Source organism: Sphaerisporangium sp. NPDC049457 (genome assembly GCF_055586705.1).
Genome location: NZ_JBVJHR010000001.1, coordinates 569,139 through 582,734, shown reverse-complemented (window position 1 = coordinate 582,734; position 13,596 = coordinate 569,139). Strand labels below are relative to the sequence as shown.

Below are 13,596 nucleotides of genomic sequence, written 5' to 3'. Positions count from 1 at the left end.
CGCGCCAGGTCACGGTTCGATAACGGCGACACCTCGATCACATGAAGTAGCCGCATGACTACGGTAAGTCTTTCTCGTGTGTCCGCCCCCCGTGACGCGGTCGTGCTGAGAGCCCTCTGCGACGATGCGTCCTTCCCGTTCCCTCATCCGCGCCCCGGGTGGCCTGTTACGAGCGTTGTTCCGGCAGCCCGCCACTCTTCCGGCGGCGGAGGTCGCACAGCCCCGCGCCGCCACGCCGGGCCACCTGAGCCCGCACACGGGCATGGGCGCCTCCATCCCCGAGCGTCCCGCCGGCAACGCCGACAATCCTGACAAGGAGAGCGCAGTGTCCAACGCGGAAGCCAGTTCGGGCATCACCGTCACCGGCGTCGACGACAGGTACGGCGCGCTGTGCCAGGGGTTCAACCAGCGCTGGACCGCACGTCCCGACTATGTCAAGGTCGTGCGGTCCACCGCCGAGGTGATCGGCGCCCTGAACGAGGCGCTGAACAGCGGCCGCACGCGGGTCACCGTCCGCTCGGGCGGCCACTGCTACGAGAACTTCGTGGCCGGCGGCGACGTCCAGGTGATCATCGACATGGGCGGCATGGACGGCGTCCGCCACGACCCCGCCATGGGGGCGTACTGCGTGGAGGCCGGGACGACGAACTGGCACAACTACGCCCGGCTGTACCGCGAGTCCGGCCGCACCCTGCCCGCCGGGTCGTGCTACTCGGTCGGCGCGGGGGGCCATGTCTGCGGCGGCGGCTACGGGCTGCTGTCGCGCCGCCACGGCCTCACCGTCGACTACCTGTACGCCGTGGAGGTCGTCGTGGTGCGCCGCGAACCGCTCGGCGACTACCAGGCGCAGGCGGTGATCGCCCGCAGGGACGACGACGGCGACCTGCACGACCTGTGGTGGGCGCACACCGGGGGCGGCGGCGGCAACTTCGGGGTGATCACCCGTTACTGGTTCAAGGACCTGCCCCGGCCGCCGATCAACGTCTGGCTCAGCGCCGTCGGCTGGGACTGGGAGGACATGACCTACGACCGCTTCGCCAGGCTTGTCAGGAACTTCGGGCGGTTCTGCGCCGAGAACAGCCGGCCCGGCAGCGAGTACGCCGGTCTCTTCTCGATCCTCAAGCTCACCCACCGGGCGGCCGGCAAGATCGGGCTCATCACGCAGGTGGAGGCCACCAACCCCGCGGCGGGCCGCGACCGCCTGGACGCCTTCCTCGCCCAGGTCGAGGACGGCCTGGACGTTCCCCGGGCCACCCTGGACGTGGAGACCGGCGAGCATCCGCGGATGGACGGCATGCACGACGAGCCGCGGCTGATGCCCTGGATCCAGGCGACACAGACGCTCAACGGCTCGGGCGCCAACCGGCGCGGTAAGTACAAGTCGGCGTACATGCGCAAACCGTTCCCAGACGAGCACGTCGAGGTCATGTGGAACTTCCTGTCCGGCGCGCGCGACGGCACCGAGGTCCCCGGCGACGACGGCTACGACAACACCGCCTACGCCAACCCCGAGGCGCTGATCCAGGTCGACACCTACGGATGCGCGATCAACGCGGTGGGCGCGCACGAGACCGCCGTGGCGCAACGCGACTCCATCATGAAGCTCCAGTACCAGACGTACTGGACCGACCCGGCGGAGGACGCCGTCCACGAACGCTGGATCCGCGAGCTGTACCGCCGGGTCTACCACGCCGACGGCGGCGTGCCCGCGCCCGCGGCGGCCGACGGCGCGGTCGACCCGGACGCGGTCACGGACGGGTGCTACATCAACTACCCCGACCGCGACCTGAGCAGCCCGCAGTGGAACACCTCGGGGACGCCGTGGTACCGCCTGTACTACGGCGACAACTACGAGCGCCTGCGCCGGACCAAGCACACATGGGACCCGCACGACATCTTCCGGCACGACCAGTCGATCAGGTGACCTCAGGCCCGCCGCCGCCGGCGTGACGACATCCAAGCCTGCGGGGAGGCCCGGACTGGTGCGGTGGCCACTTACCCTGACTGTGCAGCGGAGATCTCGCCACCCAGTGGACGCGTCCTCCGGCGCCGAAGCGATGTCCATCTACTCCGACCGTGCCGAGGATTTCGCCCCCGTGGATGCGTTCTCCGGCGCCGAAGCGGCCGGTCACGGGTACGGCGAAACCGGCGCCGCTTACGGCGGCCCGGCACGGCGAACGTTCGCGGACACCGCACCAGCCGTGACGCGGGCGCGAGTCGTCGGCGTGGCGGGGTCAGATTCGGAAGGAGTCGCTGGCGAGCCGCCGGACGCGGTCTTCGTCGACCAGGTGGCCGAGGCCGGGCTGGGTCAGCGGGACGGCGACGACGCCGCCGGAGGCGCCGACCGGCGGCGTCACGATCTGCGCGCTGCGCGGCGGCTCGGTCACGTCGCTGGGCAGTGTGCATCCGGGCAGGCTGGCGACGGCGACCGTGGCCGCGCGGGCCAGGCCGGTGCCGCGCCCGCCGGCGGCGGTGATGTCCCATCCGGCCCCCACCGCCAGGTCGTGCGCCGTCCGCACGGCGCGCAGCGCCCCGAACTTCGCGGGGCGCAGCAGCAGCGCGCTGCCGGCCCGCGCCGCGATGGCCTCCTCCAGCGCCGCCACCGAGTGCACCTCGATCGCGACGAGCGAGGTGACCCGTTCTTGCAGCTCGGCGTGCAGGTCGAGGTCGGCGGTGGCGCCGGGGCCGCCGAAGGGCCGTTCGATGGCGGTGACGCCGTAGGAGTCCAGCGCCGCAAGGGCCGTGGTGTCGGTGTAGGCGCCGCGGGCGTCGACGGCGAGCGCCAGGGCGGGGTAGGCCGCGCGCACCGCGCGCACCGGCTCGACGTCCCAGCCGGGGTGGACGTCGAGGGTGACGTGCGCGTACCCGGCGCACACGTGGCGGTTCACCCTGGCGACCATCGCCTCCAGCGACCGCTCGGCGGCCAGTCGCACGGTCGCCATCAGGGACGTGCGGCTGCCGCCGATCGCGTGCGCCAGCGGGACGCCTTCCATCCGCGTCCACAGGTCCCAGCAGGCCAGATCCACGGCGGTGCCGCCCGGGATCGTGCCCAGTTCGTCGGGGTGCTCCCAGTCGACGCCGAGGAGCGCGGGACCCAGCGACTCCTCCAGCGTGGCCCACGTCTTGCCGAGCACGTGGTCACGGTCACGGTCACGGTCGGCCGCCTCGCCGGCGGCCGCCTCGTGCGCGGCGTCAGCGGCCGCCGTGAGCGGCCGGGTCTCCCCCGGCTGGACGACCTCTCCCCAGCCGGTCATGCCGCCGTAGTCGGTGAGCTTGACCAGGATGCTCTCCGGACGTCTGCCATAGGGCAGCACGAGCCGGAAGACCTCGAGCTCACGGACGCGCGGCATGGAACCCCCTCATCGAACACCTGTCCCTTCCATGGTGCCCGCTGCGGGGTTGCGCTCCAAACGCAGGCCTCACGCGGGGAGGCCGCCTCCGGTCGACCGGGTGGCTGAACGCTCGGCCCGGCCGGCGATCGGCAAGCCCAGGGCGGCCTGGGCGACCATCAGTCCCAAGCAGGCCAGATACACCCACCAGGCGGTGGCGAACGCCGCGAAGACCGCGCCGGTGACGGCGACGACGACGACCGAGAAGACCGACTCGCCGATCTGCAGCGAGGAGCTGTTCCTGCCCTCCTCGCCGGGAGCGGACAGTTCCAGCGTGAGCACCGACAGTGTCGGGTAGACCAGGCCGATGCCGAACCCGGCGGCCAGCCACGCGATCAGGCCCGCGAGCAGCGGGACGGCGTCGAAGACCAGCGAGGCCGTGCCCGCGATGCCGGCGGCGACCAGGAAGGTGCCGACGCGCAGCAGCCTTGTGCGGTCGTACCGGCCGCGCCCCTGGATCCAGGAGGCGAGCGACCAGGTCAGCGCCGACCCGGTGAGGAACAGGCCCGCCAGCGTGGGGCTGAGTCCTCGCTCGCCCGTCAGCATGAGCGGCACGAACACGTCGGCGGCGAACGACGCCCCGGCGGCCAGGCCGCGCAGGAGCACCACCGCCGGGAAGCCGCGTGCCGCGCGCATCGTGCCGCGGGGCAGCAGCCGCGGGAGCGCGAAGGCGAGGACGGCGAGGCCCGCCACGAGCATCACGTACCCGTCGCGGCCGAGGCCGCTGCCGTACTGGAGCAGGGCCGCGCCGGCGGCCACCACGCCGCCCCAGGCCAGCCGGGCCCCGAACCCGGCGCGGGAGGCCTCGGGCCGCGGCTCGTCGTGCGGCGGGACGACCGACGACCGTCCGGCCAGCCCCCGCCACAGCACCGCGGCGGCGGGGGCCACCAGCAGCGGAATGCCCAGGAAGACCCACCGCCAGCCGATGTGCTCCACGACGGCGCCGGTGATGGCCGGGCCGACGATGGACGGGAGCACCCATGCCGTCGCCAGCAGGGAGAACACCCGGGGGTGCATCTCGGCGGGGTAGACCTGCGCCACGACGACGTACAGCGCGACCGAGAAGAGTCCGCCGCCGACGCCCTGCACGAAACGGCCGATGATGAGCAGGTGCATCGTGGGCGCCAGCCCGGCGATGAGCAGGCCGGCGGTGAATGCGCCGACCCCCGTCCACAGCGGCGCGACGGGGCCGCGCACGTCGCTCCACCGGCCGCCGGCGACGGTGGCGATCACGCCGGCCGCCATCGACCCGCTGAAGGCGAGCCCGTAGAGCGTCAGGCCGTCCAGGGCGCGGGCCACCACCGGCATGGCCGTCGCGACCGCGAGGTATTCGAACGCGATGAGGATGACGAGGGCGACGATGCCGGCGCTCAGCCCTCGGTAGGGGCGGCTGAACACTCCGGGAGGAGACGCCGCGGGCGATTCGATCAACTTCAAGGACACCTGTTCACCGTAGGAATGCGTCTCGTCCGCCGCATCGGCCATCTGCCCCGGCCTTTCGTCCTAGGACGCCTGGACCGCGCCGCCATCGCGGCCGGAGCACCCGCGGACGCCGTCCGGAAGGCCGGGCGCGCACCGGCCACGGCCGGCGCCACCGGCTCGGCCGACGACGACCGGTGTACCACAAACCACGCATGCGCCGCATATCTGGTCATTTATAGATTTATCCCGACATCGCGCTATGTGGCGCGGACCGCGAGGGTGCGTTCGGCCCACTGGGCGATGTCCCGCCGTTCGATCGCCGCGGCCATCAGCCCGGGGAAGGCGTCGGGCGTGCAGGCGAACGCGGGGACGCCCAGGGCGGCCAGCGCCTCGGCGTTGTCGCGGTCGTAGTGCGGCTGGCCTTCGTCGGACAGGGCCAGCAGCACGATCACCTGGACGCCGGCCGCGGTCATGGCGGCGACCCTGCGTAGCATCTCCTCGCGCACCCCACCCTCGTACAGGTCGCTGATGAGGATGAAGATGGAGTTCGCCGGACGGGTGATGAGCCCCTGGCAGTAGGCGATGGCCCGGTTGATGTCGGTGCCGCCGCCGAGCTGGGTGCCGAACAGCAGCTCGACCGGGTCGTGCAGCTGGTCGGTGAGGTCGACCACGCTGGTGTCGAACACCACCAGAGACGTGCGCAGCGACCGCATCGACGCCAGCACCGCGCCGAAGACGCTGGAGTACACCACCGAGGCGGCCATCGAACCGCTCTGGTCGATGCACAGCGTGACCTCGCGGGTCACCGCGCGCTGCCTGCGGGCGTACCCGACCAGGCGCGACGGCACCACCGTGTTCCTGTCGGCCAGGTAGTTCTTGAGGTTGGCCCGGATCGTACGGTCCCAGTCGATGTCGGCCACCCGGCGCGGCCGGTGCGTGCGGGCCGACCGGTCGAGGGCCCCGCTGATGGCCGTCCTGGTGCGCTGGGCCAGTCGCCGTTCGAGGTCCTCGACGACCTTCCGCACCACCGCGCGGGCGGACCGCCGCGCGGTCTCGGGCATGACGCGGTTGAGGGACAGCAGCGTGCCGACGAGGTGCACGTCGGGCTCGACGGCCTCCAGCATCTCGGGTTCGAGCAACAGGCGGGTGAGGTTCAGCCGTTCGATGGCGTCCTTCTGCATCACCTGCACGACCGTCGAGGGGAAGTAGGTGCGGATGTCGCCCAGCCAGCGCGCCACCCGGGGCGCCGACGCGCCCAGCCCGGCGCCGCGCTGGGCGCCGCCGCCCCCGCCCGGACCTCCCTGCCCCGAGCCCTGGCCGCCGTTGTACAGCGCGGCGAGGGCGGCGTCCATCTGCGCGTCCTCACCGCCCAGCGCGTGCCCCGTGCCGTCGGCGTCCCCGCCCAGCACCAACCGCCACCGCCGCAACCGCTCGTCCATCGACATCTCCCTCCACCCGCCAACCACGGACGCCTGCCGCCCGCCCCCGTCACATCCCGAGCCTCCTCGGCCCAGTGCCCCCCTCACGCCCTCTGCACCCAAGGCGCCTTCGAGCCCTTCACCTGATGGCACCCCCTCCGCCTTATGGCGTCCCGAGCCACTTCACCGACGGCACTCCTCCGCCTCGCGCCTCTCCGTCTCGCGGACCCCCATCTCCTCGCCGCACCCCCTCCTCGCCCGCCCTCACCCGCGGAACACCCCGTTCCGCGGCAGGCCCCCCTCTGCCCTGGATCCCGGCGGCCCACCTCGGCTCCACGGCGAGCCGGCCGCCCCGCCGCCCGCAGGCGAACGGCCTGGGGTCGTCGGCGGGGACGGGCCGGAGTGCCAAGGGAAGTGGCACCCCGGCCGGCACGCCGGCCCATCAGGCGCTCCCGAGGATGGAGAGCACGGTGCGCACGGCGGGGGCGGCGCGGTCGTGATCGGCCTCGGGCGTGGTGGCCCTCGTCGTCTCCCCGGAGGACACGCGTCCGCCGATGGCGCGGCGCTCAGGCGGGCCGAACGCGGCGAACGTGCGGCGAAGCAGTGGCAGCACGTCGACGAACGCCTCGCCGGTGAGCCCGGTCAGCCACTCGTCGATCAGCGCGAGCAGGCCGGGGTCGTGGACGAGCAGCAGACCGCTGCCCGAGAGGAACCCCTCGACCCACGCCGCCGCCTGCGCGGGCGGGGCGCCGGCCGACATCGACCGGGACATGCGCCGCGCGACCTCCTCGGCCGGGATCGTGCCGGCGTCGAGCAGGATGCGCGTCAACCGGCCCGCGATCAGCCCGTGGAGGTCACGCCGCTCGGCGACTCCCCGCAGCGTCGCCAGCCAGCCCTCTCTGCGCGACTCCAGCAGGCCCACCGACGCGTGGACGGCGTCGACGTGCCCGAGCATCTCTCTGGCCGCGTCGTCGTCCAGCCCGGTCACCGCCGCGGGAAGCCCCGCGCGGATGCGGCCGAGCAGCGACTCAACGATGACCGACAGACCGGCGGCCGGGGTGCCGCGGACGTCGCCGTAGCGCTGGGCGCGCACCAGCGCGGGCAGCGCGGCCATCAGGTGGGTGACGTCGCTGTCGAGAGCCGCCCGGGTCGAGATGGAGGCCAGGACGTCGGGCAGGGCCTCCGGCAGGTCGGCGAGCAGGCATCGTTCGGCCACCCCGGTGAGCTCGGCCAGGGTCGTGGCGGTCCGCGCGGCGGAGGCCGCGCTGGGCGCGGCGTGCCGGGCCGTACGCCCCGAGCCGAGATCGACCAGTTCGCGCACCCGCGCGGTGGCCGCGGCCGGGACGGTGGTGCCGTACGCCCCCGCGTCGATGAGGTCGATGTCGAACTCCGGGCGCCACTGGAGCGTCCACGACTCGCGGAAGGTGCCCTTGCCGCGCGCTTCGCGAGGCCTGCCCCAGCCGACGCCGATCAGGCCCAGCCGGTGCAGCAGGCGGCTGCGGTCGAGATCGAGTGGTTTGCGCAGGTCGAGGTCGAGGTCGTGTTCGAGGGCCTCGGGCTTGAGCTTCAGCCGCCGCTGCCGGTCGCGCAGGTCGCGCTGGAGCGGCACCATCGGCGTGTCGTCCGGGACGCCGCCCAGGCGCTCACCGACGACCATGCGCCGCTGGATGAGCTCCACCGGCAGTTCGTCGCCCTCGCAGAGCACCGCCCGGACCGCCTCGGTGACCTCGCCGAGGCCGGCCAGCGGGCGGCCCCGCACGACGGCGAGGCCCTCGGCGAGCCGCACGGCCTCGATGACGTGGGCCGAGGAGACCGGCAGGTCTTCGTCGCGGAGCACCTGGGCCGCCGCCGTGAGCCACCGCTCGATCGGGCGGTCGGGCGCGGTGAACAGGTGGTCGTACCAGCCGGGCGAGGTGACGCCGGCGCCGTAGCCGCTCCAGGAGGCCAGGCGCCCGTACGTCCACGGGACCCACGTCATCTCCACCTTGACCTTGGGCAGCCCGCGCAGGAGGCGGTCGTCCGGGGCGGCCGGGCCCGGCTCGCGCAGCGCCGGCACGTGCCAGGCTCCGCAGACCACGGCGACGCGCTCGTGCCCCTCCTTGAGGGCGCCGCGAATGATCTTGCGCATGTAGGCCTCGCGCCGGGCCTCGTGCTCGTGGGGAACGTATCCCTCTCTGACCGCCGCCATCGCGTCGGCGATCACCTCGAACGGGGTGTCGCCGCGATGCTCGACGGCGTCCTCCCACCAGCGTTCGGGGTCGTCGTACCCGGCCGCCCTCGCGAGCTCCCCGATCGGGTCGCGCCGCACGGCCTCCCGCCCGTCACGCCCCTCCGGCTCATCGGAGCCCCCCGGCCCACCACCGCTTCCCGGCCCGGACTCCGTAGTGCCCTCCGGCGAATCGCGAGCGACGTCCCGGGACCCCGGGGTGTCGTCCGGTGGCTCTGGGGCGGTGTCCGGTGGCTCTGAGGTGGCGTCCGGTGACTTCGGGACGGGGTTCGGGGATGGCGGGGGGATGTGGTCCTGAGGGGCGGGAGTGGGATCGGCGGGGTCGGCGGGGTCGGGGGTGGGGTGTTCGGCGAGGCCGTGCGCGGCGGGCAGGTCGCAGAACCTCGCCGGGATCCCGGCGCGGGCCGCGTACCTGATGGCCTGCCATTCGGGCGAGAACTCGGCGAACGGCCAGAAGGCCGCCCTGGCCGGCTCGCCCGGCACGTGCGCCAGCAGGGCCACCGGCGGTTCCATGTCGGGGTCGGCGGCGAGCGCGACCAGGCCGTCGGCCTCGGGCGGTCCTTCGATGAGCACGATGTCGGGGCGCAGCCGTGCCAGCTCGTCGCGCACCGCCTTGGCGGACCCGGGCCCGTGGTGGCGGATGCCGAGCACGGTCACACCGGCCGGCCCCGCCCCGGCCCGTGCCCGCCGCCCACCGGCGCCACGCGCCCGCGAGCCGGTGACCGGATCGGTCGCCCTCGTGACGTGGGAGTCGCGCTCAGGAGGCATCGCGGCAGGCCCGGTAGAAGTCGCGCCATTCGGGACGCTCGCGGACGACGGTCTCCAGATACTCCTGCCATACGACACGGTCGGACACAGGGTCCTGGATCACGGCGCCGACGATGCCCGCCGCCACATCCCCCGCGCGGAGCACCCCGTCACCGAAGTGGGCGGCGAGCGCGATGCCGCTGGTCACCACGGAGATGGCCTCGGCCGTGCTGAGGGTGCCGCTGGGAGACTTCACGGTCGTACGCCCGTCGGCGGTCACCCCGGAGCGCAGCTCACGGAAGATCGTGACGACCCGCCGGATCTCCTCAAGGCCGGTCGGCGTGGCGGGCAGTTCCAGCGAACGGCCGAGCTGGGCCACCCGCCGGGACACGATGTCGACCTCCTCCTCGGCGGTGGCGGGGACGGGCAGGACGACCGTGTTGAACCGCCTGCGCAGAGCGCTCGACAGCTCGTTGACGCCGCGGTCGCGGTCGTTGGCCGTGGCTATGACGTTGAACCCGCGGGCCGCCTGCACCTCCTGATTGAGCTCGGGGATCGGCAGTGTCTTCTCGGACAGGACGGTGATCAGCGCGTCCTGCACGTCGGAGGGCATGCGGGTGAGTTCTTCGACCCGGGCCAGCCGGCCTTCGGCCATCGCGCGCATCACGGGGCTCGGAGTCAGCGCGTCGCGCGAGGGCCCCTCGGCGAGCAGCCGGGCGTAGTTCCACCCGTATCTGATGGCCTCCTCGGCGGTGCCGGCCGTTCCCTGTACCAGCAGCGTCGAGTCGCCGCTGATCGCGGCGGCGAGGTGTTCGGACAGCCAGGTCTTGGCGGTGCCGGGGACGCCGAGCAGCAGCAGCGCGCGGTCGGTGGCGAGGGTGGCGACGGCGACCTCGACGATGCGGCGCGGCCCGATGTACTTGGGCGAGATCTCGCGGCCGTCCCCCAGGAGGTAGGTGGTGACGGCCCAGGGCGACAACCGCCAGCCCGGCGGCCTCGGCCGGTCGTCGGACTTGGCGAGGATCGCCAGCTCCTCGGCGTAGAGGTCTTCCGCGTGCGGACGCAGGACGGTCATATCGGCTTCAGCTCGCTTTCGCGTAGTCGGCCAGATCGAAGATGTCGGTCAGAGAACGGGCGGCGCCGCCGCGACCGCGAGCCCGGCGTCGCGGAGGCGTCGGCCCGCGACGGCCCATGTCGGCGCGGTCGTGGCCGCCTCTGGGGTCGCGGAAGCGGACGATCATCCGCCCGCCGCCAGTTCGGCGAGCATGTCGAATCGGAAGCGCAGGGTGGCGGCGACCTCTTGGACGGGCGGCTCCAAGGACAGCCGCGCCGCGATCGTGTGGAAGGCCGGGTCGATGCGCTCGCCCGCCAGCCGCACGAGCTCGCCGAGGTTCCACGGCTGGCGTTCCACCGTGTCGAGGATCTTCTCCAGAACGGCCTTGGCCAGCGCGGCGCCCCATGGAGCGGGAACGCCGCCGAGCATCATGATGAGCTGGCCGTCGACGGGCTGGTCGCGTACCAGCTCGGCGGCCTTGTCGCCGCGCTCGCCGGGAGGCAGGACGGCCAGCAGGTCGGTCAGCGGCTCCACCGCGAACAGCGCCCGCGCCCAGGTGGCGTCGTTCTGCAGCACGGCGGCCCGTTCCCAGCCGAGCCTGACCTCTCTGGACCAGTCGCCGGTGTTGAGCGCGACGATCTGCTTGGCCGTGCGGCCGAAGCGGACGGTCCAGAAGGGGAGCGGGGTGTGCGCCACGATCTGCTGCAGCCACCAGCTGCGCTGACCGGTGCCGCCGGGCGCACGCGCGCGCACGCCGTCGCGTTCCATCGCGGCGTCGCACGCGGCGGGCGGCTCGGCGACGAGCCGATCACCGGACAGCCGAAGGCACCGCTCGGCCCGTTCGGACATCCTGCGGCCGAGCCGTGAATCGGGCAGCCGGGTGAGCAGGTCGGCCGCCTGGCCTCTGACCTCGCGCCGCCGATCGTCGAGCGCGGCCTCCAGGAACGGCTCGTCGGCCATCGACAGCCCCTCGGCCATCGCGTGGACGAACGCGGCCCGGTCTTCGGGCGACTCGGTCTGCCAGCCTCGTGCGAGGAGCGCGCGGGCGCCGGCGGGGTCGGCGGCGCGCAGCTCGCGCAGATACGCCAGCCGATCGCCCCGGGTGCCGAACTCCCAGAGCGGATGCGTCGGGACGCTCTCGTCCGCGCTCGGATGACTCTCGCCACCGTGGGCTCCGCCGAGCCCGTCGGACGGCGCACCGGCGCCGTCCCCCGGCCCTTGACGTCCCCCGGAGCCGGACGCGGGAACCGGACCGGACGTGGGAACCGGACCGGGTGCGGGGGCGGCGGGACGCACTGACGCCTCCTCAAGGAGATACGCCCATGAGGGGTTGAGCGAGGCCAGCCAGCGCCCCCTGGCGCCGGCCAGCACACCGATGAGGGGACGCAAAGAGCGGTCGCGCGCCCCCTGGTCGAGGACCGAGGGGATGACCTTCGGCGGCAGGCGGTACCCGCGGGCGGCGGCGGCCTCCAGCCATTCGGGCAGCAGACGGGGATGCTCCCCGCCGAGGATGCGCGCGACACGCTCGCCCGCCGCGCGTGGCACCGGTGACTGCTCCTCGGGGGGTGCGACGGGCAGCGGCTCGCCCCTGTGAAGCCGCTGCCCCGCCCGCACCCCGGCGGTGTGCGCCGCCGCCTGCCCGAGCAGATCGGGCACGGGGCGGCGGTCGGTGCCGACCAAGGCCGCCGACACCAGCCGCTCCCACTCGTCGACCGTGATCACAGCACCACCACCTGGCCCTCTTCGTCCCATGTCGTGAGCGGGCGCAGCCCGCGTGGCGTCCACTCGGCGGCGACGGTCACCGGGTGCCCACCGGACACGGCCAGCAGCCGCCACGGAACCCCGGCCGACGGATGCAACGGAACCCCTTCGACGGCCCCGGCGCCGAGCCCGGCTTCCGCCGGAGCAGAACTTCGAGCGGCCGTGAGGTCTGTGCCGGGGGTGGCGCCGGCCAGGAGCCAGCGGTCGGCGCGGCGGGCGGGGATGACGTCGCTCAGCACGACCGGCCAGGACTCCAGCCATGGGTCGGCGGCCAGGGCGGCGGCCGGCTCGTTCAGGGCCGCACGCGGACCGACGCCCGGCGGAGGCGCGGGCGGGACCGCCTGGTGCCGGACCGCGACCAGGGCGCGCAGCGGGGCGGCGCCGGGATAGAACGCCAGCTCGGCGTCGACGACGGTGCCGGTGACCAGCGACGCGTCCAGCGCCTGCCCGGACCGGGCGAACGACAGCACCAGGGCGGACCTGCCGCTGGAACGCCCGCGGAGCCAGACGCGGCGGGTGACGAGATGGTCTTGTTCCTCGTCACGCGAGCCGAGCACATGCCAGTGGTCGCGCAGCGTGGCACCCGCGAGGACCTCCTCTCGGGAGGTGAGGAAGCCCACCCGCGACCGGATCGTGTCGCGGAGCGGCGCGGGCAGCTCGGCCGCGCGGCGGTAGCCGACCGCGAGCAGGTGGAGCAGGCCGTACTCCCCCAGCAGGCGGGCCGGCCAGTCTTCCTCGGCCAGCACGCGGGACAGGCGCGAGACGACGCCCGCGACGCCGGGCGCCTGCGCGTCGACCAGCCGCCTGGTCAGCTCGTCCCACTGGGCGAAGGCGGTCTGCCGCGCGCCGGCGAGGCCTTGGCCGACCTGGTCGGCGAGCCAGCGTTCGAGCTCGGACAGCCCGGCGGCCACTCGGGCCTCGCGCTGGGCGGCACGCTGGTCGGCCTCGCCGCCGCCGGCGGAACCCGGCCCGCCGGCGTGCGCCCCGGCGCCTCGCCCGGCGGCCTCCCGACCCGGACGCGCGTCGCCGCCCGCCCCTGCCCCGGGCTCGCCGGCCGCACCGAACCCAGACTTCCCGGTCGCACCGGACTCGGGGTCGCCGGTGCCGCCGGGCCCGGGGTCGCCGGTGCCGCCGGGCCCGGCCGGGTCGGACAGGGAGGCGTCACCGCGAGAGGCCGCGGCCTTGGCGGCGCGGGCGCGGCGCTGCTCCACCCACTCGGCGACCCAGTCGGGAGAGGCATCGGCCGACGGGACGCCGTCGGCGGACCACAGAAGGAGCAGGCCGAGCGAGTGCTTGCACGGGAACTTGCGGCTGGGGCAGCTGCACCGGTAAGCGGGTTCAGCGAGGTCGACGCACGCGCGGTACGGCGTGGCGCCGCTGCCCTTGCACTCACCCCAGAGCACGTCGGGCATCACCCCCGCCGCCGACCACTTCGCCGGAGTGCTGACGCTCTGCGCGCCCTTCTGGGAAGAGGCGTCGGGGGCGAGCGCGAGCACTTGTTCACGGCTCCAACGTTCGATCACGACTGGCACACTAGCGACGGCCTCTGACAAAAAACCGGCCCGCGAACAGGGCCCG

The 13,596-nt window shown here is 73.9% G+C and carries 8 protein-coding genes; 1 reads left to right on the top strand and 7 read right to left on the bottom strand.

Features of this window, described 5'->3' with window-relative positions:
- Positions 1–325 precede the first annotated feature (325 nt).
- Positions 326–1,924, top strand: coding sequence for an FAD-binding oxidoreductase (locus ACZ6QO_RS02395; RefSeq protein WP_465846856.1), 1,599 nt, complete (start codon positions 326–328; stop codon positions 1,922–1,924).
- 310 nt (positions 1,925–2,234) lie between these two features.
- On the opposite strand, the gene ACZ6QO_RS02390 is transcribed toward ACZ6QO_RS02395, so the two are convergent.
- The 7 genes from ACZ6QO_RS02390 to ACZ6QO_RS02360 all read right to left on the bottom strand — a co-directional run bounded on the left by ACZ6QO_RS02390 (position 2,235) and on the right by ACZ6QO_RS02360 (position 13,541).
- A complete protein-coding gene (locus tag ACZ6QO_RS02390) occupies positions 2,235–3,350 on the bottom strand; it encodes an enolase C-terminal domain-like protein (protein ID WP_465846854.1) in 1,116 nt (371 codons plus the stop codon).
- A 69-nt stretch (positions 3,351–3,419) separates the two neighbouring features.
- Positions 3,420–4,832: an MFS transporter gene (locus ACZ6QO_RS02385; protein ID WP_465846852.1), complete on the bottom strand. Its 1,413-nt coding sequence runs from the start codon at positions 4,830–4,832 to the stop codon at positions 3,420–3,422.
- Between the two features lie 236 nt (positions 4,833–5,068).
- Positions 5,069–6,250, bottom strand: coding sequence for a VWA domain-containing protein (locus ACZ6QO_RS02380; RefSeq protein ID WP_465846851.1), 1,182 nt, complete (start codon positions 6,248–6,250; stop codon positions 5,069–5,071).
- Between the two features lie 421 nt (positions 6,251–6,671).
- Positions 6,672–9,224 carry a DUF5682 family protein gene (locus ACZ6QO_RS02375; protein WP_465846849.1) on the bottom strand — a complete coding sequence of 851 codons (2,553 nt, stop codon included), beginning with the start codon at positions 9,222–9,224 and terminating at the stop codon, positions 6,672–6,674.
- Positions 9,214–10,278: an ATP-binding protein gene (locus tag ACZ6QO_RS02370; protein WP_465846847.1), complete on the bottom strand. Its 1,065-nt coding sequence runs from the start codon at positions 10,276–10,278 to the stop codon at positions 9,214–9,216. The genes ACZ6QO_RS02375 and ACZ6QO_RS02370 overlap by 11 nt, the downstream gene beginning before the upstream one ends.
- A 162-nt stretch (positions 10,279–10,440) precedes the next feature.
- Positions 10,441–11,979 carry a DUF5691 domain-containing protein gene (locus tag ACZ6QO_RS02365; RefSeq protein WP_465846846.1) on the bottom strand — a complete coding sequence of 513 codons (1,539 nt, stop codon included), beginning with the start codon at positions 11,977–11,979 and terminating at the stop codon, positions 10,441–10,443.
- Positions 11,976–13,541, bottom strand: a complete 1,566-nt coding sequence (locus ACZ6QO_RS02360) for an SWIM zinc finger family protein (protein ID WP_465846844.1) — start codon at positions 13,539–13,541, stop codon at positions 11,976–11,978. The genes ACZ6QO_RS02365 and ACZ6QO_RS02360 overlap by 4 nt, the downstream gene beginning before the upstream one ends.
- Positions 13,542–13,596: the final 55 nt, after the last annotated feature.